Annotated in this window: 17 protein-coding genes; 4 read left to right on the top strand and 13 right to left on the bottom strand. The window is 51.5% G+C overall.

Annotated elements, in window-relative coordinates; all coding sequences use genetic code 11:
* Positions 1 to 39: 39 nt before the first annotated feature.
* Positions 40 to 750 (top strand): sugar O-acetyltransferase, encoded by a 711-nt coding sequence (locus SC127_RS14965; RefSeq protein ID WP_332627027.1) that lies wholly within the window; start codon positions 40 to 42, stop codon positions 748 to 750.
* Positions 751 to 888: 138 nt separating this feature from the next.
* Here the strand turns inward: SC127_RS14965 and SC127_RS14960 are convergent, their stop codons facing one another.
* The gene (locus SC127_RS14960) at positions 889 to 1,836 is read right to left on the bottom strand and encodes a sulfonate ABC transporter substrate-binding protein (RefSeq protein ID WP_279234026.1); all 948 of its coding nucleotides are present in this window, start codon (positions 1,834 to 1,836) and stop codon (positions 889 to 891) included.
* A gap of 94 nt (positions 1,837 to 1,930) precedes the next feature.
* Positions 1,931 to 3,820 carry a sigma-54-dependent Fis family transcriptional regulator gene (locus SC127_RS14955; protein ID WP_243079116.1) on the bottom strand — a complete coding sequence of 630 codons (1,890 nt, stop codon included), beginning with the start codon at positions 3,818 to 3,820 and terminating at the stop codon, positions 1,931 to 1,933.
* A gap of 274 nt (positions 3,821 to 4,094) precedes the next feature.
* On the opposite strand from SC127_RS14955, the gene ssuD reads away from it, so the two are divergent.
* Together ssuD and SC127_RS14945 are read left to right on the top strand one after the other, a co-directional pair.
* Positions 4,095 to 5,252, top strand: coding sequence for an FMNH2-dependent alkanesulfonate monooxygenase (gene ssuD / locus SC127_RS14950; protein WP_332627026.1), 1,158 nt, complete (start codon positions 4,095 to 4,097; stop codon positions 5,250 to 5,252).
* A gap of 28 nt (positions 5,253 to 5,280) precedes the next feature.
* Positions 5,281 to 6,693 (top strand): FAD/NAD(P)-binding protein, encoded by a 1,413-nt coding sequence (locus tag SC127_RS14945; protein WP_332627025.1) that lies wholly within the window; start codon positions 5,281 to 5,283, stop codon positions 6,691 to 6,693.
* Between the two features lie 54 nt (positions 6,694 to 6,747).
* Here the strand turns inward: SC127_RS14945 and SC127_RS14940 are convergent, their stop codons facing one another.
* The 8 genes from SC127_RS14940 to SC127_RS14905 form a co-directional block, all read right to left on the bottom strand.
* Positions 6,748 to 7,398, bottom strand: a complete 651-nt coding sequence (locus SC127_RS14940; RefSeq protein WP_243079118.1) for a methionine ABC transporter permease — start codon at positions 7,396 to 7,398, stop codon at positions 6,748 to 6,750.
* On the bottom strand, positions 7,382 to 8,482 hold the full coding sequence (locus tag SC127_RS14935) for a methionine ABC transporter ATP-binding protein (protein WP_332627024.1): 1,101 nt from the start codon (positions 8,480 to 8,482) through the stop codon (positions 7,382 to 7,384). The genes SC127_RS14940 and SC127_RS14935 overlap by 17 nt, the downstream gene beginning before the upstream one ends.
* 2 nt (positions 8,483 to 8,484) lie before the next feature.
* Positions 8,485 to 9,294, bottom strand: coding sequence for a MetQ/NlpA family ABC transporter substrate-binding protein (locus tag SC127_RS14930; protein ID WP_243079120.1), 810 nt, complete (start codon positions 9,292 to 9,294; stop codon positions 8,485 to 8,487).
* Positions 9,295 to 9,318: 24 nt separating this feature from the next.
* Entirely contained in the window at positions 9,319 to 10,680 is a 1,362-nt protein-coding gene (locus SC127_RS14925) for an LLM class flavin-dependent oxidoreductase (RefSeq protein ID WP_332627023.1), read from the bottom strand.
* Positions 10,677 to 11,867 (bottom strand): SfnB family sulfur acquisition oxidoreductase, encoded by a 1,191-nt coding sequence (locus SC127_RS14920; protein ID WP_332627022.1) that lies wholly within the window; start codon positions 11,865 to 11,867, stop codon positions 10,677 to 10,679. The genes SC127_RS14925 and SC127_RS14920 overlap by 4 nt, the downstream gene beginning before the upstream one ends.
* Before the next feature lie 9 nt (positions 11,868 to 11,876).
* On the bottom strand, positions 11,877 to 13,088 hold the full coding sequence (locus SC127_RS14915) for an SfnB family sulfur acquisition oxidoreductase (RefSeq protein WP_332627021.1): 1,212 nt from the start codon (positions 13,086 to 13,088) through the stop codon (positions 11,877 to 11,879).
* A 635-nt stretch (positions 13,089 to 13,723) separates the two neighbouring features.
* Positions 13,724 to 13,885, bottom strand: a complete 162-nt coding sequence (locus tag SC127_RS14910) for a YnfU family zinc-binding protein (RefSeq protein WP_215848693.1) — start codon at positions 13,883 to 13,885, stop codon at positions 13,724 to 13,726.
* Positions 13,886 to 14,063: 178 nt separating this feature from the next.
* A complete protein-coding gene (locus SC127_RS14905; protein WP_332627020.1) occupies positions 14,064 to 14,450 on the bottom strand; it encodes a cupin domain-containing protein in 387 nt (128 codons plus the stop codon).
* Positions 14,451 to 14,819: 369 nt separating this feature from the next.
* Here SC127_RS14905 and SC127_RS14900 point away from each other — a divergent pair, with 369 nt between their 5' ends.
* Positions 14,820 to 15,083: a hypothetical protein gene (locus SC127_RS14900; protein WP_332627019.1), complete on the top strand. Its 264-nt coding sequence runs from the start codon at positions 14,820 to 14,822 to the stop codon at positions 15,081 to 15,083.
* 272 nt (positions 15,084 to 15,355) lie between these two features.
* On the opposite strand, the gene SC127_RS14895 is transcribed toward SC127_RS14900, so the two are convergent.
* The 3 genes from SC127_RS14895 to SC127_RS14885 form a co-directional block, all read right to left on the bottom strand.
* Positions 15,356 to 15,664: a hypothetical protein gene (locus tag SC127_RS14895; RefSeq protein WP_332627018.1), complete on the bottom strand. Its 309-nt coding sequence runs from the start codon at positions 15,662 to 15,664 to the stop codon at positions 15,356 to 15,358.
* A 151-nt stretch (positions 15,665 to 15,815) separates the two neighbouring features.
* Entirely contained in the window at positions 15,816 to 16,721 is a 906-nt protein-coding gene (locus SC127_RS14890) for a DMT family transporter (RefSeq protein ID WP_332627017.1), read from the bottom strand.
* Positions 16,722 to 16,936: 215 nt separating this feature from the next.
* Positions 16,937 to 22,948, bottom strand: coding sequence for an autotransporter outer membrane beta-barrel domain-containing protein (locus SC127_RS14885; RefSeq protein ID WP_332627016.1), 6,012 nt, complete (start codon positions 22,946 to 22,948; stop codon positions 16,937 to 16,939).
* Positions 22,949 to 23,403 lie beyond the last annotated feature (455 nt).

Genomic DNA, 23,403 nt, shown 5'->3' with positions numbered 1-23,403 from the left:
TTCTTTAAAAGAAACCCTCGACATTCAGGGAACAGTGTCGTGTATATTATCTGCTCTCGTACGGTTGTACGACAACCAGAAAATTCAATCCTTGCCGATCAGCATCATCGTGTAAGGCAGAAAACAGGTAAGCGAGGAACGATGAAAGCAAATGTGATTAACCCTGTTACGCAGGTTGAAGATGGTCTGCTTTATGACGCAAACCATGACGCTGAGATCATCTTGAAAAGAAAAAAAGCCAAGGAAGCCTGTTTCAATTTCAATAACTTAAATCCGGTAAAAGAAACTGAAAAACGTCAAATTCTGACGGAATTATTGGGCAGTCATGGCAAAAGCCTCACGATAGAATCCCCTTTCCATTGCGATTACGGGAGCAATATTTATCTGGGGGAAAACTTTTATGCTAATCATAATTTGGTGATTCTTGATGGCGCAGAGGTGATCATTGGGGACAATGTTTTTATCGCTCCAAATGTCGGTATTTATACTGCGGGACATCCCCTCGATCCAAAGAGGCGAGCTGAAGGTCTGGAATTTGTACTACCGATAAAGATTGGCAATAACGTTTGGATTGGTGGCGGTGTGACGATTACGCCAGGCGTGACAATCGGAGATAACACCGTGATTGGTGCGGGAAGCATGGTTAACCGTGATATTCCGTCAGATGTTATCGCCGTGGGTAATCCATGCAAAGTGATTCGCACGCGTTCAGAGGAAGATAGCCAGCGTGAAGATTTTCATCGCCGATAAGCTTCATCCAGTGAATCAAAGGGCAACGGGATTGCCCTTTTTTATGCGTTAAAGATTGAGTCAAGGCGCAAAGAGAGCAAAGAAAGATGTAGTGCTCTGAAGGCCCAAATCGATTACCCACGCGTTCAGATAGGTGCCTTACTTTTTGTCCAGCGACCACGTCGCGCTACTGACATCGACTTTCACCGGCAACAAACCGATTTGGGTAAATTTATCTGCCAGCGCCTGCTGTTCTTTGAACACTTCTGGCGTCATACGTTGCGCGCCATACGGCATTCTGGCTAACGCTTTCTGCCAAATAGGCTGAGGAAGTCCGGTTGATGTTGAAAGAATTTTCGCCGCTTCTTCCTGATGACTGTTTGCCCAGTGACTCAAGGAGCCTAACTCATCAATTACTTGCTTTGCCGTCTCTGGATAGGTATCCGCAAATTTGCGGCTAGCCAGATAGAATGTGTAGTGCGGAACCAATCCTTCGGCATTTTTCACCAAACGGGCTTTAGCGTTGCTTTCGACTTCCGCATAGTAAGGATCCCAAATCACCCAGGCATCCACAGCACCGCGTTGAAAGGCGGCGCGTGCATCTGCAGGTGGCAAATAGACCGGCGTAATATCTTTATAGCTCAGCCCAGCATTTTCTAGCGCAGTGACCAGAAGGTAGTTAACGTCAGAACCTTTATTCAGCGCCACGCGTTTGCCTTTCAGATCAGCAACCGTTTTGATGGCGGAATCAGCAGGAACCACAATCGCCTCGGTTTTAGGGTTAGCCGGTGAATGCGCAAGGTAAACAAGATCGGCTTTCGCTGCCTGTGCAAAGGTTGGTGGCGCATCGCCAGTTGCGGCCAGATCAATGCTGCCAATATTTAATCCTTCCAACATTTGCGGCCCGGCTGGAAATTCAACCCAGCGCACACCAATCCCCTGTTTCTTAAATTCACTTTCCAGCGTGCCACGGTATTTCAGCAGGGCAAAAATATTCGCTTTTTGAAAGCCAATATTAACGGTTTTTGGTTTCTCTTCTGCCTGTGCGTTACAAGCCATCCCCGCTTGTGCGGCAATAATCAGCGCGCTAAGTAATAGTTTTTTCATGTCTCTTTCCTGAGTGGTGTTGTAATCAGCGCAACATAACAAACGCAAGGTGAACGGCTTAGCGACTAAAAATTCTATGCTTAGTTAAAAAACGTCATTGCTGCCAAACGGCATCCCGCACCTTAATGGCATGATTAAGCAGTCCTAACGCATAAAAGCGATCCGCAATCCGCTGTTGCTCGCGAATCATGGCAAGATTCATGTGCTGCGTCTGATGACTGCGGCGTGCCAGGGCATGCGTCAGCGAATCAGTGCAAATACCTAACTCAGTAGAGAGCAACGCAGCGGCCTCCGGTCTGTGCGCGTCTATATAGCGCCCGGTCTGCTCCAGGGCAGACATGAGTGTCTGAAGCAGATCGCGGGAATGCGCTGCAAATTCACGACCCGCAAGATAAAACTGATAGTTATTAACCCGCCCTACGCCGTCAGCGATCACGCGCAAGTGCCCCTCTTTCTCCGCATCGCTAAGCAAGGGATCCCACATCATCCAGGCATCAATGGCATGACTGTCACTGGGTGTCAGAGGATACTTTGGCGGCGCATAAACAATACGCACATCGTCCTGCGCTAAACCGGCTTCATCAAGCAGTTGCAGTAACAGAAAATGGACGTTTGAGCCTTTAGTCACGGCAATACGTTTGCCTTTAAGATCCGCTATATGCTGGATCGGACTCTGCTTTGCTACCAGCAACGCTACGCTTTGCGGCGCAGCAGGTTCCCAGGCAACGTAAACCATTGCATCGTTATTCGCCTGAGCAAACAGAGGCGGCACCTCGCCGGTGGTACAAAAATCAATTTCTTTGTTACCCAGTGCGTGTAACAGCTGGGGTCCAGCAGGAAATTCGCTCCATAACACGCTCACGCCCTGATCGACGAGTTGCGCTTCCAGTGACTGACGCGCTTTGAGAAAACCGAGATTACCGAATTTCTGATAACCGATACGCAATTCTCTTTCTCGTTGTGGCCGTGAAGAATGGGCTGGGCTAGCGTGCCGGCCCAGGCTGCGACGCGGTTTAATCAGCCCAAGATGCCCAAGATGGGTACGCAAAGTATTACGTGAGATCCCCAGCAGCGTGGCCGCCTGTAGTTGATTTCCCTGGCTCAGCTCAACAGCATTTCTCACCAGAGATTCAATAACGCGGGGATAAAGCGGGCTAAGGCTTTCCAGCAGTTGCGTACGTAGGAAACGGTCAAGATCGCCGTCATCCTCGGGTTGATCGTGAACCGTGATAGCGCCCAGCCGCAGTTGCTGCGAGGTAATTAACGCTTCTTTACTGAGTAACACCGCATTGTGCAGCGTATTTTCCAGCTCACGAATATTGCCGGGCCACGGATAAGCCTTGAGGGTTGCCATGGCCTCATCGCTTAGCCGACATTGAGGACGGCCCAGACGGCGGGCATAAAGCTGCAAAAAATGCCCGGCCAGCAGGGGAATATCTTCACACCGCTGACGCAGCGGCGGCAACGTCACGCTGGCGACATTGAGCCGGTAATAGAGATCCTCACGAAACCGGCGTTCGCGTATCGCCACGGCTAAATCTCTATTGGTTGCCGCAATCACTCTGACATTAACCTTCACTGCGCGGGAAGAACCTACGCGCGTAATCTCTCGCTCCTGTAAAACACGGAGCAGCTTGACCTGTAACGGCAAGCTTAATTCACCGATCTCATCAAGCAAAAGCGTGCCACCGTCAGCCGCTTCAAACCAGCCTTGATGTCGATCCATTGCGCCGGTAAACGCCCCTTTTTCATGGCCAAAGAGTTCTGATTCCGCCAGGCTCTCGGTCAGCGCTCCGCAGTTAACCGCTAAAAACGGATGCTGACATCGCTGACTATGATGATGGAGGTAGCGCGCCATGACTTCTTTACCCGTTCCGGTTTCCCCAATGATCAATACGGTTGCGTCAGTGGGAGCCAACTGGTCGAGCACGCTTTTGACAGCCAATGAGGCAGGATCGATCAAATCAGGGCTGGGGAGCTGCATGGAATGTTCCCGAAAAAGATGAAGAACTTGAAGATATCGTGAGTCGAGCGCTGAAACGAGAGGCCGAATAGCCGCGAAAGTTGCAAATGCAACAGCGTACACACCACTGCTGTTGCATTTGCAACACATAAGATTTTAAATCGAAAACTTTACTTACTGAATTTTAAAGAAAAAATAGCGCACCTACCTTGGCATGTTTCCTGCAATCGCTTTTATAACCAAATGATCAGTCTCTATGTATTAAATTTAGATAACGTTATAAAGGAATCAGCTAATGAGCGAAGCGAATCAGGAAAACATTAAACTCTTTTGGTTTTTACCCACTCATGGCGATGGTCGCTATCTGGGTACCACACAAGGTGGCAGAGCCGTTGATCTCCCTTATTTACAACAAGTTGCGTTAGCCGCCGATAACCTGGGTTATTATGGAGTGCTGATCCCTACCGGTAAAAGCTGCGAGGATTCCTGGCTGGTGGCATCTGCGCTGGCCCCCATTACCAAAAAACTGCGCTATCTGGTGGCGGTACGTCCCGGTTTACAACCGCCCAGCCTTGCCGCCCGAATGGCTGCCACGCTGGACCGCCTTTCAGAAGGTCGCCTGCTGATCAACGTTGTCACCGGCGGCGATCCGGTAGAAAACAAAGGAGACGGTATTTTCCTCAATCACGAGCAGCGTTATCACGTTACCAAAGAGTTTCTGGAGGTCTATTCACGCTTATTGCAAGGTGAGAAAGTCGATTTCAACGGTGAGCACATCCGCGTTGAAGGCGCTGAAATCTTATTCCCGCCGGTACAGGAAAATGGCCCACCGCTCTATTTTGGCGGCTCCTCTGAAGAAGCCATTGACGTCGCGGCTAATCAGATCGATACCTACCTTACCTGGGGCGAGCCAGTTGCACAGGTGGCAGAAAAACTGGCAGTGGTTCGCAAACGGGCAGAGGAAAAAGGCCGCACGCTCTCTTATGGCATTCGCCTTCACGTTATTGTGCGTGAAACAGAAGAGGAAGCCTTGGCAGCAGCCAATCGGCTGATTGCACATCTGGATGAAGAAACCATTGCAGCTGCCCAGAAAATTTTTGCGCGCATGGATTCCACCGGGCAAGCACGAATGAGCGCACTTCACAGCGGCTCACGTGAGGGATTAGTGATTGGTCCGAACTTGTGGGCTGGTGTGGGCCTGGTGCGCGGTGGCGCTGGAACGGCGCTGGTGGGCAGCCCGCAGCAGGTCGCCGACCGCAGTCGTGAATATCAGGCGCTGGGTATCGAAAACTTTATATTCTCCGGTTATCCGCATTTGGAAGAAGCACACCGTTTTGCCGAACTGGTGATGCCATTATTGCCGCTGGCCGCTAACGCCGAGAAAAAGCAGCGTACTGTTAATACCGGACCTTTCGGCGAAACGATTGGTGGCGATCGCCGTCCGAGTAAGTAAGTCAGCTAATCAACAAGAGAGCCCGCGTATGTCTGAAAAGCACATTGTCATCATTGGTGGCGGATTTAGCGGCACGGCGCTGGCTATTCACCTGGCGCGTTACGGTCAGGCAGGTTTAAAGGTCTCGGTAATTGAGCCGCGACCTCAGCTGGCACAGGGTGTGGCTTACAGCACAGAAGATCCTGCACACCGTATTAATGTGCCCGCCTCGCGGATGCAACTTGCCGGCGATGAAGAAGGCGCTTTTGATCGCTGGTTCCGCTCATCACCTGACTTTCAGGCCGATACCGATGCCTTGTGGCATGATGGCGCTGTCTATCCGCAGCGCGGGCAGTTTGCCCGCTGGGTAAATGAACAGTTCCGGCAGCAGAAGCAGTATTCCGCGGTAGAACTCACCCATATTCATGACCGTGCGGTTTCATTCCATGCTGGCGTAGTGAGCACAGCTTCTGGCGCTAAGGTACAAGCCGATGTTGTAGTGCTGGCAATCAGTCATCCGCCGCCTGCCTTACCTGCAATACTCACGTCGTTACGCGGTCACGTCGGGCTGATTGCCGATCCGTGGCAGCCTAATGCCTTGGCAAAAGTGGGCGCTGATGATCAGGTCGCGATCATCGGTTCAGGCTTAACCATGTCAGATATGGTCGCTTCGCTGCATCGCAAGGGACATCGCGGAAAAATCACCGTGTTTTCCCGTCGTGGTCAATTACCTCGCCCTAACCTAAGCGGCAACTATGAGAACCGCGAGTTAAATTACCTTCAACCACAACAGCCTACTGCACGGGGCTGGCTGCGACGCATTCGTCAAGAAGTCACAGACGCTGCCGCTGAAAATCTGCCCTGGCAAGGGGTGCTGGATGATATTCGCCGTCATGGTCAGCAAATCTGGCAAACACTGTCGTTAACGGAGCAGCGTCGCTTTTTGCGGCATCTGCGCCCGTGGTGGGATGTTCATCGTTACCGAATTGCGCCACAAGTGAGTGCCGTGCTGTCTCAACTGCAGGCCAGCGGTCAGCTAACGGTTATGGCTGCTCGCCTGCTTGCGGCAGACGCAGCCGAAGACAGCCTCCAGCTGACGCTTCAGCCGCGAGGTTCATCACCTGAACTCTACCGGGTCGACAGAGTCATTGTGACCACCGGGCCCGCACATGGCGCCCTGCTTAACAGCGACGCGTTATTACACCAGCTTGCTACAGAAGGCGTAATCCAGGCCGATCCGCTGGCGCTGGGTATCAATGTCAATGCGCTGTCACAAACCCTGAATGCACAAGGTCTGGCTAATCCCCATCTTTATGTCGTCGGGCCAGCCGCCCGCGGCCGTTTTGGTGAATTGATGGGCTTGCCGCAAGTTGCTGAACATGCTGAGTCGGTGGCGAGACAGTTACTGAGCATCGCACCCTCCTCTTCTACGCAAGCGGGCTCACACGAGCACATTGACTAGAAATTGCTGGAAAGGGATCACGGCTGAACGGGTAGAGTGAACAGCCCTGATCTTTTAACGATGATTAAGGCGGCGCGATAGCCTATCGCCACAAAATTGCAGCAGCGTCACTAACGCCACCAGCACCACAATCACCGTGACCATCACCTGCATATCGAAGCGTTGATAACCATAACGATAAGCCAAATCCCCCAATCCTCCCGCACCGATTGCCCCCGCCATGGCCGATGCATTGATCATAGTAACCAAAGTAATGGTGAAGCCACTTACAATGCCAGGCCGCGCTTCCGGTAGCAAGACATGCCAGATGATATGCCAGCGATGGAAACCCATCGCCTGGGCCGCTTCGGTCAATCCTTTGTCCACTTCACGCAGGCTGACCTCAGCGATTCGCGCAAAAAATGGCGTCGAAGCCAGGGTTAACGGCACCACCGCCGCCCATACGCCGTAGGTCGTGCCCACGACCCAGCGCGTAAAGGGAATCAGCGCCACCATTAAAATCAGAAACGGAATGGAGCGGAATAGATTAACGACCCAACCCAAGATCCTGTTCACCATCGGGCTGGGAAACAAATCGCCGCGTCCGCTGACCACCAGAATCACCGCCATTGGCAAGCCCAATAACAGCGCCATCAACGAGGAAACTCCGACCATTAATAACGTGTCCAGCAGACCATTCCACAGACGATCAATAGCCAGTGACATAACCTAATACCTCCAGCCGATCGGCAAGGTTTGCCAGTTGCAACGCTGCCGACTTCGCCTCATGTTGTGCATCCAACAGCAGCAGCATTTGCCCGGTTGGTTTGTTTTCTACCCATTCAATGGCGCTGTAAATCAGCGTGATTTCACCCGTTGCCTGCGCACCTAAAGCCCCCAGATTAGGCTGCGCACCTTCTCCGGTATAGCGCAAACGCAGTAGCAAACGGGAGTCGGCATCTTGCCGCTGCGCATTCAGCAGCGGCACAATATTTTCTGGTAGCGCCTGATGATTAGGGTTGAGTAATTGCCGAGTGGTTTCTTGCTGCGGATCGCTGTAAACCTGCCAAACCGGCCCGCGTTCAATAATTTCACCTTTATCGATGACCGCCACTTTGTGGCAGAGATCGTGTACGACATCCATTTCATGGGTGATCAACACGATGGTGATATGACGCTGCTGATTGATCTTTTTTAGCAGTGCCAAAATGGCGCGCGTGGTTTCAGGATCAAGGGCTGACGTCGCTTCATCACACAGCAGAAGTTCGGGGTCGTGTACCAGTGCCCGCGCAATGCCAACGCGCTGTTTTTGTCCGCCTGAAAGCTGGGATGGCCACGCATGCTGCCGTTCTTCCAGCCCGACCAGCGCCAGCAGTTCATCTACTTTGCGCTCGCGTTCTGCTGCGGGGATACCCGCCACCTTCATCGGCAGTGAAATGTTCTGACGCACCGTTTTTGCTGAGAGCAAATTGAAATGCTGAAAAATCATGCCGGTGCGACGTCGCCACTCCACTAGCTGTCGCTCGCTGAGCGCGCTGATGTCGATACCATCAATCACCACCTGGCCTGCAGTCGGATTTTCCAGCCGGTTCAGACAGCGGATCAGGGTCGATTTGCCTGCACCGCTGCGGCCAATGATGCCAAAAATCTCACCACGCTGGACCTTCAAGCTGATGTTATGCAGTGCATCACTTTGCTGGCCCGCATATCGTTTGCTTAAAGCCTCAATATGGACGTGAACCTTGCCGTTGGCTTCCACCCTTGGCACATGCAGCGCATCGCGCTCACCGGGCAATGTCAGGCTAACCATAATTACTGGCTCCAACCCGGCTGGTAGAGTTTGCCATAGAAGCTATCGAGTTTGGCCCGTACTACTGGAGAGTGCTGATAGATATCGACAAATTTTTTCAGACGCGGATCGTCCTGATGACCGTCACGAACAACGAACTGAATGACATATTCGGGGTGTTCAAGGCCATCAAACAGCAGCGCTTTTTCCGGGTCGATGGTTTTCGCCAGGCGTAAATAGTGCGGATAGCCTTGGGCTAAATCCACTTCATCCAGCGAACGTGAAAGCTGTACTGCTTCAACTTCGATGATCTTCAGATCTTTGGGATTGCTGGCGATATCCTCCACGGTCGACTTCAGTCCAGCGCCCGGTTTCAAGGTTATCAGACCCGCTTTTTGTAACAACAACAGCCCACGCGCGCCGTTGATCGGGTCATTGGCGATAGCGACGGTTCCACCTTGTGGGATCTGATCAATAGCTGTGTGCTTTTTGGAATAAAGCCCAACGTTGTTGATGATGGCGGGTGCGTAAGGCACCAGATGGAATCCACCCTCTTGGTTGGCATTTTCCAGGAATGGCTTGTGCTGAAACAGGTTAACGTCAATATCCCCGTTTTCCACGCTGACGTTAGGCGCAGTCCAGTCGGTAAACTCCACCAACTCCACATTTAGTCCCTGTTTTTTCGCTTCCTCAACGGTGGTTTCCAATGGCGGTGCGAACGCAGCCGTGGTGCCCACTTTCAGCGGCCCGGAATAGTCAGCCGCTGATGCCGCGGCGCAGAGTGTTAACAGCGTCACGCCAAGCGCTGCCGCCAATTTTTGAGAATATTTCATCGCCTTTCCTTGAGGTTAATAGAATCAATTAAAATGGGCTGCTTGTCGCCAGCGTGCCGCCGGATGACGGTCAGGCAAACGGTCCTGTTGCTGAAAGATTTTTTTGCGTAATGAACCGGGTTGATAGGCAGTTTTGTAGCGACCGCGCTGCTGAAGTTCCGGCACCACCAGATCGATAAAATCGCTGTAACTCTGCGGATTGAGAATGTGAGTCAGGTTGAAGCCGTCAATATCGCCTTCATCTATCCACTGCAACAGCGCGTCGGCTACCTGAGCCGGATCGCCAATGATTAAGGGATAGCGGCTGCCCATCGCATGCTGCTCCAACAACCGACGTCGCGTCCAGCCGCTGTAAGCTTTGCTCACCGACTCAATCGCGCGGGTATCACCGGTTTCAATCGGTGCATCTAAATCGAACGCGGCTAGATCGACGCCGATCGAGCTAGAGAAATGGGCAATACCCGCTTCCGGGCTGGCATATTCGAGATAACTGCGATATTTCTCCTGCGCTTCGCGTTCCGTCGGTGCCACAATCACGCCGACGCCCATAAAAATACGCAAATCATCAGCGTGACGCCCCGCGTCCATCGCAGCCTGACGCAGCCGTTGCGTCTGCTGACGCATGGCGTCAGGTGAACGGGCATTGACGAAAGTACATTCAGCATGGCGAGCAGCAAACTGGATGCCGCGTGCAGAGGTTCCGGCCTGAAACAGCAATGGCGTGCGCTGCGGTGACGGGCTGCTGAGGTGATAACCCTCAACCTGATAGAATTCACCCTGATGGTTAATTAGATGAATTTTGTCGGCATCGGCATACAGCCGGCGCTGGCGATCGACCACCAACGCATCATCGTGCCAACTGCCTTCCCATAACTGATAAGTGACATCCAGAAACTCGTCAGCCTGATCGTAGCGTCGATCATGGGCCAACTGTTGTTTGTTGCCCATTGCACGGGCGGCGCTGTCCAGATAACCCGTGACGATATTCCAGCCAACACGCCCTTGGGTCAGATGATCCAGCGTCGACAGGCGACGCGCGAACGGATACGGTGCTTCGTAACTGAGATTGGCGGTAACGCCAAAACCGAGATGCTGCGTTACGCCAGCCATTGCCGACACCAGCATCAGCGGATCGTTAACCGGTAACTGAATCGACTCGCGCGCGGTGAGATCGATGCCCTGCTGATAAACGTCATACACGCCAAGAATGTCAGCGATAAAAATTCCGTCAAACAGCCCGCGTTCCAGCAGACGTGCCAAATCGGCCCAGTAATTCAGAGAATTAAATTCCACTGAACGATCCTGGGGATGCGTCCACATACCGTGATGAATATGGCCGACACAGTTCATCGTGAAAGCATTAAGTAAAATCTGCTTTTGACTCATATCGTGCCTCGGCGCGGCGGCAATACGCCATTAAGCAGATGATTGCCAATCGCCGGATATTTCCAGCGCACCGGATCGTGCAACGTATGGGTGCGGGCGTTGCGCCAGTGGCGGTCGAAGTTGTATTCACGCAGGCTGGCGCGAGAACCGGAAAGCTCAAACAATAAATTGCTCGCCTCCAGTGAAACCTCCGTGGTCCAGGCACGAGCTTTCGCCACCTCGACAGATGCCCAGGCGACCGTTTCCGCATTAGGCTGTTGTTGCGCGACATCTATGGCGACGCCTGCCTCTTCGATTAACGCGTCGCCTGCAGCGAGTCGTGCCGCCAGCCGACCGGTGCGGTCAAGGGTAAGCGGGTCTTCGCTCGCGTGATCAACCCCGCTGTCTGGCCAGGGTCGGGCGCGATGACGCAGGAAATCGAGCATGTCCCTGAACGCCGCACGTGCAATGCCCTGATCGATAGCCGCATGCAGGATTTGTGCAAGTGGCCCAACGGTGGTGGGCCGTTCGAATGCGCTCTGAAACGGCACCACATCCTCAGCGGCAACGGAGACATTCTCAAATAGGACGCTGCCGCTGCCGGTCGTGCGCTGGCCAAAGCCGCTCCAGTCATCAATCACCGTGATGCCAGGCTGATGCCGTGGCACAAAGACCAGTTGCTCTTTTCCCTCTGCGTCTTTTGCCGCTGTAGGAATGCGATCGGCAAACAGCGCACCGGTGGCGTAGAACTTGCTGCCGTTAAGGCGAAGATCGAGAATCTGCGTGCTACGCTGATGCGCTGCGGGTGAACTGAACTCTGCCAACGCATTGCCCAGATGCACACCCGCCAGCACTTCGGCGTAAAGTCGTTGTTGCTGCGCCTGGCTGCCGTTAATGCGTAACACTTCCAACGCGTAAAAATGGTTTTGCGGTACCTGACCTATCGCCGCATCGGCTTCGCTGATTATTGCAATAACCGCAGCCAGCGTAGCGGTGGAAACAGCAATGCCGCCGTATTGCTTCGGCACGGTGATCGCGCCTAATCCTGATGCGAAAAGCTGCTGTAATTCTTTATGAGGTAACAGACGTTCGCGGTCACGCTCTGAGGCTCCGCTGCGAAACTGCTGTGCCAGCTGGTGCGCCACATCCAACGCCTGTTGCGCATTTTTGATGTGGGTCGCGGGCTGTTTTGGCTGAACCTGTGTCATCGCTGCTCCTTAAATCCAGGCGTGGCGCGTTGGGTAGACCGCGTTGAGGTAATAGTGACCAATAGCATGTGTTTTCCAACGCACCGGATCGTGCAAGGTGTGGGTGCGCGCATTGCGCCAATGGCGATCCAATCCATGACGTAGCAACGTGGCGCGGCTGCCGCCCCACTCCAGCAATTTTTCACTGGCGCGTAGGGCGACGTCGGTGGTCAAGACTTTGGCCTCGGCGACCGCAATGGAGGCACGCGCACTGTTTTCAACACTGAGCGCCAGCGGATCGATGTTATCGAGTACGTTAGCCGCACGCTTAAGTAACGCATTGGCGGCACTCAGCTCGGTGCTAATGCGTCCGATATCGGCAAGAAGGTAAGGATCATCCGCATTGCGTTCGACATTGGCATCCACCCAAGGACGTGAACTACTGCGCACAAATTCCAGCGCATCATCCAGTGCGCCTTGCGCGATGCCTGCATCGATGGCTGCCTGAATTAGCTGAGATACCGCACCGCGCAGCGTCGGTTTTTCCGCTGATGGCAAAGGGATGATCAACGCGGGATCGACCGCAACCTGCTCCAGCCGCACCGTACCGCTGGCGGTGGTGCGCTGACCGATGCCAGACCAGTCATCGATGATCTGTACCCCTTCGGCGGGCAATGGAATAAAAGCCATTGTCGGCAGGCCGTTATCCTGGAGCGCGGTGGTGACCAGAATGTCGGCGAACAGTGCGCCGGTTGAATAGAATTTCTCGCCGGTTAACCGCAAACCTTGTTCGGTGCTCAGCAGTCGAGCCTGAACATCGCGGGTATGTCGGGTGTTCTTTTCCGGGCCGCCGTTGCCGAGCCGTTTGCCACTCACCACCGCTTGCAACAGTTTCTGCTGCTGCGCTGCGCTGCCTTCACCCAGAATGAACTGAATTAACCCAAAGTGGTTTTGCGGAATTTGTCCAAGCGACGGATCGCTGGCAGAAATCAGGCGAAACACCTCAGCCAGGGTTTGATAACTCAGCCCGCCGCCGCCAAAAGCGCGCGGTACGCTGATGCTACCTAAACCAATCTGGGTGAACTGTGCGAGCAGTTCACGTGGATAAATCCGTTGCTGATCGCGCGCTACTGCACCGACTTTCGCCTTTTCGGCCAAAGAACGTGCTGCCTGAATCGCCTTGTCATCCTCGGTCAGCACAGCCGCCTGGATTGCTTCGGGGAAATCGAAAGGGTTTGTCATGGTTTTTCCAGTTAATAAACGGAAAGTCAGGGGCGGACCGCTCTTAATCCAGCGTGTTAGTTGAAATAATTAAGTGACAGGGATAATAGTCAGTTCATTTAAGGCAAGTAAATAGCGCGGGTTGTTACAAATATGGGAAACGTAATTCACTTTTTAGCTATAGCGTGAGCGCACTGAATCAATGTAAACCCTGACAAGGCATCATCAATGATTTATAAGATAAATTGCAGCGCGCGTTAATTCTTAATTTAATAGAATGAATAGTTTTTCTTTTTACGTTACGCACGGCCATTGCTTTAGCAATTAATCCCACTAAAAACAGTAAGCACTGCATTATTTATAACTGCACAGGAAAGGCTATTATATTAATTGAATTCCTCAGCGTGCAGAAACGCCTATTGATCGCAGAGAGAATTATCCGGTGTCACTTGAAGCGACATATTATTCCCGAATAGGGATTAAAGGCGGAGGTAACAGCAAGGCGCAGAGTGATATTCCCTTAAGCGTGATGAGTAAAACCCTGTAAAGCACACTCCATTGCGAAAATTGCCGGATGATTCAGGCGAAAAAACTTAAGGCTATTACGGATCCTTTTACTCAAAAAAACGCCTTAACCCATTGAGTGAAGGGAATATTTATTCCGTCATGATAAACAGAGATTTACAATGAGGACATAATACGGCTTGTCCACGATCTCGTTTAGTTGAAGACTGCTTAGAAAATTTCTTACACACCGGGCACTGAGAATTAACTTCATGCTGCTGTAAGTTATCAAATATTCGATTTAGCCATGTCATGATAAATTCCTCTTTGAGGTTTATTTAGCCTAACACAATCGAATTTAGTTAACTTTTATATTTACGTCCTTTCCAATTAAACTCGCTAACATCAACAGAATGTTCACTATTTACTTTTGAATACCTGCCGCTCATTCATGAGCGGCAGGCAGATAGATAGAGAGTGCGGAATCAAATATTAGTACTCAGATTCCTCGCCTGGCAGAGGAATCGAGAGTTCCATACCTTCGGCACCTGCATAAAATATAATAAGATCAGTGGGTTCATTGGTTGTATAGCCGCGATGAGCAATATCGATGGACTCATTAAAGGCTTCTCCTGCACTGAAGGTTTTTGTCTCACCGGTGAATTTATCCTCAACGGTAAGCGAACCCGAAACGACGAAGGCGGTATTAGGGATAGGGTGCGTATGCCACGGCAACTCAGAATGAGCCGGAATGGTCATTTTCATTAGTGTAATCTCAGGTTTTCCCGTCGGGTAGTTTTCAATCCCCTGTCCGTTCCACGCTTTACCGCTATTTAATAACGTTTCACTTGTCACCGTTTTTTCTGAATCACTGCTCATATCACTATTACCCCTTAAAATTAACCCGCTGATAAACCAGCTATTCATAATGAATTTAAGTAGCTAATTATAGACGCAAATTTTTAAAATATTTTACAACATATTAATAAGGTTGGTTTTTCGTTTAGAGCAAGGGATTGCCAACCCTATTAACGAGGGTTATGACGAAAGGGCCAGCCAATAAATCACCGCGCAGTTTCACTCAAGATCTCACTGGCATCACAGTAAACCGGAGACATCTCAATTTATCTATAACGATAACATCCGCTATTAAAACCAGGTATGTTAAATCCAGTTGGCAGCGTAATGCCTCATTCAAAATCACTTTCTTTCAACAATGTTATGAGATTACTTTTACAGGGAGAGTCCATGGCTAATTATTGTTGTTTTAAAAAACAGGGCAAGCTTATTGCTCTTGAAGCAAATAAATGCAGCCATGAAAAAGCTGAGCGAGATTGTTGTGATCAACCTTGTAATGATATTGAAGCCCGCGATGCTGCTGAGGCCCTGCTGAAATTTTCAATCTTACTTCATGTAAATGAAGCGGTTAAGCCTGCATATGCTAAAGAGACAGTTTTTCATTCAGCGTTGAAGTTATTTTTTAAACGGCAAAACCTCAATAAACCCTTATGATCAGGCTAAACGGTATTTCAGCATGCCATCATCAATTTACTGTGGAACGAATTTCACCTTGCGCATGAGTGAAATTAGAAAAGATGACGCGAAAAATCATTTCAGCCCAAAAGAAAGCGTCAACTGCACTTGCGTTGATAAAAGAGTATTCGTAGAGGTTTAGGGCAACACTGTCACTGCCTTTATAGATGAAAGTATTCAGTATGAAAAACCAGAGGCAAGCGTAGCGTTAATCAGGCTCTTTTTTGACGTTAAAAAGAGCCTGTCAAAGTTTATGCGAGATCCAGTGAATCACGATGCTGCTGGCACTTAACCAGAATATGATTTTGAAAAGTGGTTGGCATACGATTTCGCACCACCGAAGAGGACCCGATATTGTTCTCAGACTCGTAATCATCACGGGTGATTTTGAGTGTGGCACTGTTTGTAAAGGATCCCGAAGGAGAGGCACTCCGCTGTTGCACATCGAACACGTTAACCACAAAGGTGTCATCATCGATTCTAATCACATCATAACGAACCAAGCGGCTATCTGTGTTGCTGTTTATATAGTGTGTTTCAACTTCAGAGAAAATCATCATCACATCCTTCGTGTTTTACAGCGGGTAATGCTGAAGCATGGATAATATGGAAACGGGCAAGCGATGTCATTGCCCGTTGTGCGATTATTGTTTATCCAGCATGAGGAGATGAGCTAAAAGAAGGCGTGCTTAAATGAGGTCACGAGAGGGATCATCGCCTATCCTGAACCATTTCCAGACGGCGCAAACGACGCTCGCAAAGCAGTGAATAAATACCGCCGACTGCGACCAGAAAAGCGCCCGCAATCGTCGCTTCCTCTGGCAAATTACCCAGAAACAAGAACCCAATAATCACTGACCAAAGCAGCGTGGTGTAATCGAAAGGCGCCAGCAAAGAAGCATCTGCATAGCGGAGGCTTAATGTCAGTAATATTTGGGTGATACCGCCAAACAGCCCGCAGCCGACCAGTAATAAAATTTCACGTCCTTCTGGTATTTTCCAGCCTGCAATCACTGTGACAAGTGAAGTTAATCCCGTCATGACGGTAAACCAAAAGGCGATCGCGCCGGCCTTTTCTGACCGATTCAACGAGCGGATTTGAATCAAGGCCCCGGCGGTAAAGAGGGCCGCCAGCAGTGCCAGAAACACGCCGGTAGAAGAACCGACATTCAAGGCGTTATCTGTCAGTGAAAGGTGCCCGGAAAGCATGATAACGATACCGCTAAATCCCGCCGCCACTGCCAGCCAGCGGTGAGCGCGCACCTTTTCTCGTAATATTAGTGCTGCAAGCAGAACCGTAAACAGCGGGGCCGCGTAATTGATTGCGGTGGCATCGGTAAGCGAAATGTAGAGCAGCGCTAAATAGCTTAAATACATGCTGCAGGTTCCGGCAAGTCCGCGGATAAAGTGTCCCCGCACATTGGCGGTTTTAATCCCTTCTCGCACGCTGCCCTGCACCTTCAGCCAGAGTATTAATGGCAGCATCGCAAAGCAGGAGCGAAAAAATATCACCTCGCCTACCGGGATCGTTCCATCCAGCGCTTTTACACAGGCAAGCATCAGCGTTGAACTGAGCGCAGCCATAATTTTCATTGATATACCGGTTGCAGCACTCATTCAGCATGGGATCCAAAGCGGGTTTAAAGCAGATTTACACTGCCTTTTGTCATCAAAAGCCTATCAGAATCTGTCAGTCACCCTGCGCTGAAGTTGAAGGGTTAATCAGCAGATAGTTTTGTTTCAAACCGATGGCCATTCGCGCCGCGCCATTGATAACCCTCTCTAAGCGCAATAAAAAAGGCACCAAACGGTGCCTTTGATATTTTAACGGTTCAAAATGACCAGCGAACACCGGCGTTATAACGCCAGCCTTTAGCGCCATTTCCGTCAATCTCTTTACGGTAATCCGCCTCGGCATAGAACGACACATCACGCTTCAACGATGCCGAGCCGCCAATGCCTACATCCCACATCTGCCCGAACTTTCCGCTGTCAAAGTTTTGATTGATGTCGCTGCCGGTTGAACCGATGTTCACTTTCGCCGTTCCGCCCCAGCCGTGAAAATAGTTCGCGCGAAGGTACGGCGTATAGAGACGCTGGCTGTCGTCCTGCCAGGTGCGAGCGAGACGTGCGCCCAGTCGGCCAATGGTTTGATCATAATCATCATAGGAAACGCGGGTGCGATCGCTGTCGGTAAAGTTTTCCATGTTTAAACGCAGCCAGGTTAGCTGAGCCTGCGGTTCGAATCGTACACCGTGAGCAAACTCAAACGGATAGCCCGATTCCAGCGACGCGGCCCAACCCTTGCCTTTTGGCGACGCCACCTCTTTCTGCCGCGCGATATCCGTTTCGCCGCGATACCAGCTCCATGCCAGCGAACCATCAACATAGAAACCGCTGTCACGTTGCCAGGTTCCATATAAAGCCAGGCTGTCGCTGTCGAAAGAGGTTGAGCTATAGCCATCAGCAGCATGTGGACGAATACGTGTGTTACCGCGCGTATAGGCGATGCCGCCGCGCAGGCTATCTTGTGCGCCATCTAACCTCAACAGGTTGCCGCCGAGCTGCACGGCACTGTAATCGAGGTCAAAATCATAGCCGTAATCACTGAATCCACGGTTGCTTTGGTATTCCAGGTTTGAGCCGATATAGCGGATAAACATTTCACCGCCCAGTGCATCCGGATTGTTTTGCTGATAGCGCAGCTCCCCAAGCCGTTTATGCAGATCGTCAGTAATAGCGAGTGTGTAATACGCCAAACCAACCGGGGCTGAAATGTAAGAAGGCACCTGCGGCGTGACAGCCGGACGCGCTGCCACCTTACCACTACCCGCTTGTGGCTGGCAGAGCGAGCCATCTTCACAGACAAAAGTATTGGCGAGGCGATAATCCCAGAACGCGTTACCGCTACCGCTGACTTCTCGCTGGCTGGCGTCGCTGCTGCCCGGCGCGAAACTATACACACTGTATTGCCACGGTCCCGATGCGACATAGCCCTGCTTTAAGGCAAAACTCGCGCGACTGGCGCTACCTGAAACCTGTGCCAGTGAAATACCCTCCGTTGCAGTGATTGTGCTGTCGCCGTTGGTATCCGCCACCGTGCCGCCAATAAGCGTATCGTCGATAAACGTGGTGCCGCTGACGTTACCATTAACACGCAACGCATCACTTTGCGTGTTAAACGAGTTGAGCCGCAGGCTACCGCCGTTTGAGACTAATTCGCCATCAAGGGTCAAGGTGTTATTGGCGACGTTAGCGCCGTTGGTTAAATCCAGCGTACCGGCGTTATTCACCACCAAAGAATCATCGGTTGCGCCCTGCAACAGTGGATTAACCCCATCACCCACAAACAGCGTTGAGCCGCTGTCGATATTGATGGTGCTGTGTGCCAGCTTGATGTTGTCCGTTAACGTCCATTGCGTGTTGTAGAAATTTAAGGTGCTCCAACCTGCACCGAGATTAGTGCCTTTGCTCAGGTCGTCATTGGAGAACGAACCACCGCGCGCAGTAATCTCACTTAAATTAAGCGTGCTGCCCGCGCCGCCCTGAGTCGTGATATGGCGTGTGTCTGCCAGGCTGACCTTTTCTATAGTGGCGGAATTATTCGTGCCGTTGCCCATCGTCAAGCTGCCGTTGATCGTGCCGCCGGTCAGGATCAGGGAATCACGCCCATTACCCGTATCCACATCGCCCAGTACCTTACCGTCCAGAAGTGCAATGAGATCATCCGTCGCGCCGCCGGCGATGACCACGGTTTCGGGATTGGGTGCAGTGATGATGCCTTCATTGATGAATACCGTTTCACCTCCACGCAGGTCGATGATCGGAGAACGCAAACTCAAAGAGGAGATTGAGCCCTGATTGATCACTTCGCTGGCAGTACGGGTGACAATCGCCGAGCCGCCATTAGCGGCCTGAATGTCAATCGAGCCTTGTGTCACCACCCTGCCGCTGGTGTTAGCCTGCACGCCGGTTCCCTCGCCGGGAACAACGATGGAATAGCCTTGCCCAATCAGCAAATCATTGCTGGTGGTGGAACCGTCCTCATTAGCAAACAGATAACCGGTGCCGCCGCTGCCTACGTTAATTAACGCGCTGCCGTCAGGATCGAAGGAGGTTGCCGAGCGAATAGCGGCACCGCGTCCACTTTCCAGCCGAACGTTTTGCAGAAAAATCGAGGCGGTTTCCGCGCGGTTGTTAATCGCACTTCCGCTGCCGTAGGCTCCAAGAATAATGTCATTGGCTTCAAATCGCTGCGCGCCGCTGTCAAGCAACAAACCGTCAGCGCTGCCGTTGGCGCTCAGCGTGCTGCTGCCTTGCCCATCGCCGTAGATTTTTAACTCTGCGCCACTGCCGACCCGCAGCGCAGCGATGCCGTCATCAACCCGTAATTCGCTGTCCATGGGCACGTATTGACCATAACCGCTGCTGACATCAACGCCGATACCTGAAGCCACATGCACGCTGCCGCGGTTGATAAAGTTACCGCCATCGTGAACCCGAGCGCCGGTGCTGTCAGGCCCGGTCAAATTGACCCGTCCTTGATACTGGTTGAATAATCTTGCAGCGTTGCTGACGTCAAAAGCGGTGATAGTTTCACCGTCACCCACAATGTCAGAGGCCGCATAAACGGTTGATTCATTGCCGACGCTGACCACAGCAGTGCTGTTGCGGCCATTAAGCGTGATGGGATTAGTGACAACGCCTTCCGCGTTATCGCTAACGCGGACGGCCGTTGCACCATTGCCGGTCACAGTAAACACGTCGGTGCCAAAGATGTTTGTGCCTAAGCCGGAAGCGACGATCCCCGTGCTGTTGGCTCCGCTTAACGTGACATTCGCGGCGCTGAAGGTTGAGAAGAAGGCCCCCGCGCTGATGCGATAAAGCGTGGATCCTTCAGTACTGACGTCCGTTGTGCCGCCGCCGCTGAACAACCTGGAACCGATATCCATGGCTTGATACGCAGTTTGGTTGGGACTGTGGAATACCACACGACTGTCGGGTCCAAGGTTGAGCGTTGCCCCTAACACAGCTTCAGCCCCTATCACATCATCACCGTACAGGTTAATGATCCCGTTCTGATTAATGCGTGATAGTGGGTAATACGCTACTGCGCCGTAGGTTGGCGACACCAGGATGCTCTCTCCCGCACTCACGTTTAGCGTTCCGCTGTTATTGATCACAGAGGGCGTAACGCCGTCACCGTCTAACGGATAGTTATAGGCATAAAGCCCGGTACCACCGCGCGTGACACTGATGTCGCCGCTGTTCGTCACGGTTGCGCCAGAGTACGCTTCAATACCGTAGGTTCCCTGACCAGCAAAAGTGATGTTACCGGTATTGACCAGTTGTGCCTGGTTCCATGCCTGTAGGCCGGTTTGCCAGTCAGCGCTACCCTGTATATCGGCATGGTTCACCAGCAAGGTATTAGCAACCGGCGGTGCATCGGGATCGCTGTATTCGCCGAGCAGATTACGTGTTTTGCCGTCTACTGCTGCCGCTCTTGCTGTTTCCCCCACCATATTAAATGTGGTGTTCGCGTCAATAGTGCCTTGAGCGCCGCCTTCTACCAGCACGCCAGTTGCGATCTGACCAATATTGAATGTCGCGCCGTTAGTGTTAATTGTCGTGCCTTTGCCGCTGCCCATTACGCCAATTGCCGAAAAGTCGTCGGGCGTGAGTGTCAGGCTGTGACCATCAAAATCTGCGCCATCCTGGTAGCGGAAAAGAACGGAAGACCAGCCAGGCGTAGTAAAGCTGCTGTTGGCGGGCAAATTGATTTTGGCGTCTGGACCGAGGGCATAGAAAGTGATCTGATATTGACCGCTGCTCTGTTGAGGCAAAGCGTTTGACGTTACGTTGACGGTGGCATCGCCTTCGGCGCGAATGCCAATGACCGAGTCGCCATTAAGGTTGATCGGCCCGCTAAGATCCGCTTTAGCCTGGCCGCCCGGTTCCCCTTTTACCCAAACGGCGGTATCGAAAGTGCCGTCATAGACATTAACGTGGGCGTTGACGTTTATCGTGCCGGTAGAGAACGCGCTGGCGCGGTTGCCCTCGCTGGCAATGACTTTAATTGCTGTGGTGCTGTCACCGTTGACGTTGATGGTGCCGGTATTACCCACCCGCCCGCTGCTGCCGGAATCGACCACCAGCATGCCGACGTTCTCGGCTGGCTGAGACTCTGCGCGCCCGTTGAGGTCAATCACACCATTATTGAGCGCCAGCGCGTCAGGCCCGAATCTAACGCGCATGCCGACGGCATTCTGTACCTTAGAACCCACCACGATACGACCATTATTGATTGCGCTGGCATTCAGAATTTGATCAATACCGAACACGCCGTCGTTCAGATACACCTCGACATCTTGTGTTGCGTCTGTTTTACGGTTCTGCGGGGTGCGGCCAATATACAGGGTGCCATCCTCTGCATTGATAAAACTCCCTTCACCGCTGAAACTCACCCCTGCCGCACTGCTGCCGTTACCAACATTAGCCACGCCAACATTGATATTACCGTGGTTAATGGCATGGCCGTTGCCGAGCCAAATCGCCGAACTGCCTCCCGATACGGGCGCATCACTAAGGGCAAAGTTGATTACGCCATTATTGGTAAACTGGCTGCCATAAGAGGACGCGACAACTTTTCCGATATAGCCCTGCGTGCGGTTATCCACCCCTTCGCCGTTGGCATTATTGAAGAAGCCACCGTTGATCACCCCATTATTAACCCCTGTGCTGCCGTTGATCAGCTCCAGCGCCTTGCTTTCTGACTGTACCGGTCCGCTGCTGGCAAGTTTTCCATTAATTATCGCGCGCGCCCCGTTGCTGGCGCGCATCACTGCGGTGCTGTTGTTTTTGACTTCAAGGGTTTTACCGCGATTGATTTTCACACTGGCATTCGGGCCATCGGCGCTCAGCACCACCTGATCACCTAAAGGCTGTGCGACTTCATCATCAAGGTTATTGGTGCTCATGCGGTAAACCACGCTGCCTTCGCGCAGTGCATAGGCTTTACTGAATTCGGGATTGTAATCTTCCGCCCTGAGATTGGCGCTTCTGAGTTGCAAAACCAGCCAGTCATTATAATTTCTTAGTTCGGTGCTGTTAGTGACATTGAAGGCATTCACCGCGCCATCTTTGGTGGTTACGGTAAAAGCACCGCCATAATCCACCACGTTACCCACGTTATAAGCGAGCCGATCGCCACTGTAAGGCGGGGTTGCCGCGGTAAACGTGATGCGGTTATTTGCGTCCCAGTTCAGGTGTCCCCGCTTCTTAGCGGTAAAGAGTTCGCTCTGTTTAGCCGCCATCGACCAACGATTGGTGCTCGCGCTGCTCGCGGCGCCTTGCTTGCCAATAGCGATATTAAGTGTGCCATTACTTACGGCGGCGACCCGCGCATTAATATATTGGCCATCTTTCACATCGTAATAATCAGGGACCTGCGCAGCGCCACTCACGCTAAGCAGATCGTTAAACGCAAACGTATCGTACACATCATAATATGTTGAGGTATGCGCTTCGAAATCGGGGATGCGGACAGTGAAATTTTGCAGTCCCAAATCGAGCCGTTTTTCACCGATCAGATTGTCGTTAATAATGCGGCCCGTGTTTTGCAACTCACCCAGCGTGATGCGAGTTGCACCACTTGCGCCCGGCGCAAACTGCGGTAAACCGCTTAGGGTTTGTGTCGTGCCGTTACACAGGCAATAGACACCAGCCTTATTATCGTTAAATTCAGGGGTATAAGGTTTGAGTAATGCAGCAGAAGCATTGAGTATCGGAAATAACAGACCTTGCGCAGCAACAAGGCTCAAAAACAGAGGATTTAATTTAAACACAATGTTTTCCTCATCAGAGAAAAGACAAAGCCTGCTTAACGTTAGGCGTTATATTTCAGGCGGAGTTTATGAATAAATTGTTTTGGAAATGATAACGTTTGAAATAGGATGAAATGAATCACAGCACTTTGTTGCACTAACGTCCAGCAGGACTTAACAATCGGCAGGCTGTAGAAAAATGATTTAGAAAAATAGTTAAAAAAATAAATAGGGTTTATTGGACCTAATTGAACCGATTTAGCCAAGGTAATTCAAACGGATGATTTTGAATTAACGGCCTGTGATAATTAAAAATATCGCATGAAAATTCACGCAAGGATTATTAAGGTTATAAAAGCGTTTTTTGTAAAGAAGAATAAGTCTAAGGACAATTTTTCTACTGAGGAAAATTTTATATCCACTAAGCGAATTTATATTGTCCTTAATAGGAACTATCGCAATTCCAACTTATAAAA

The sequence above is a fragment of the Pantoea sp. T14 genome, assembly GCF_036663535.1.
GTDB lineage: Bacteria > Pseudomonadota > Gammaproteobacteria > Enterobacterales > Enterobacteriaceae > Pantoea > Pantoea phytostimulans.
Note: the sequence above shows the minus strand (reverse complement) of the source record. Positions and strands in the feature narration are given on the sequence as shown.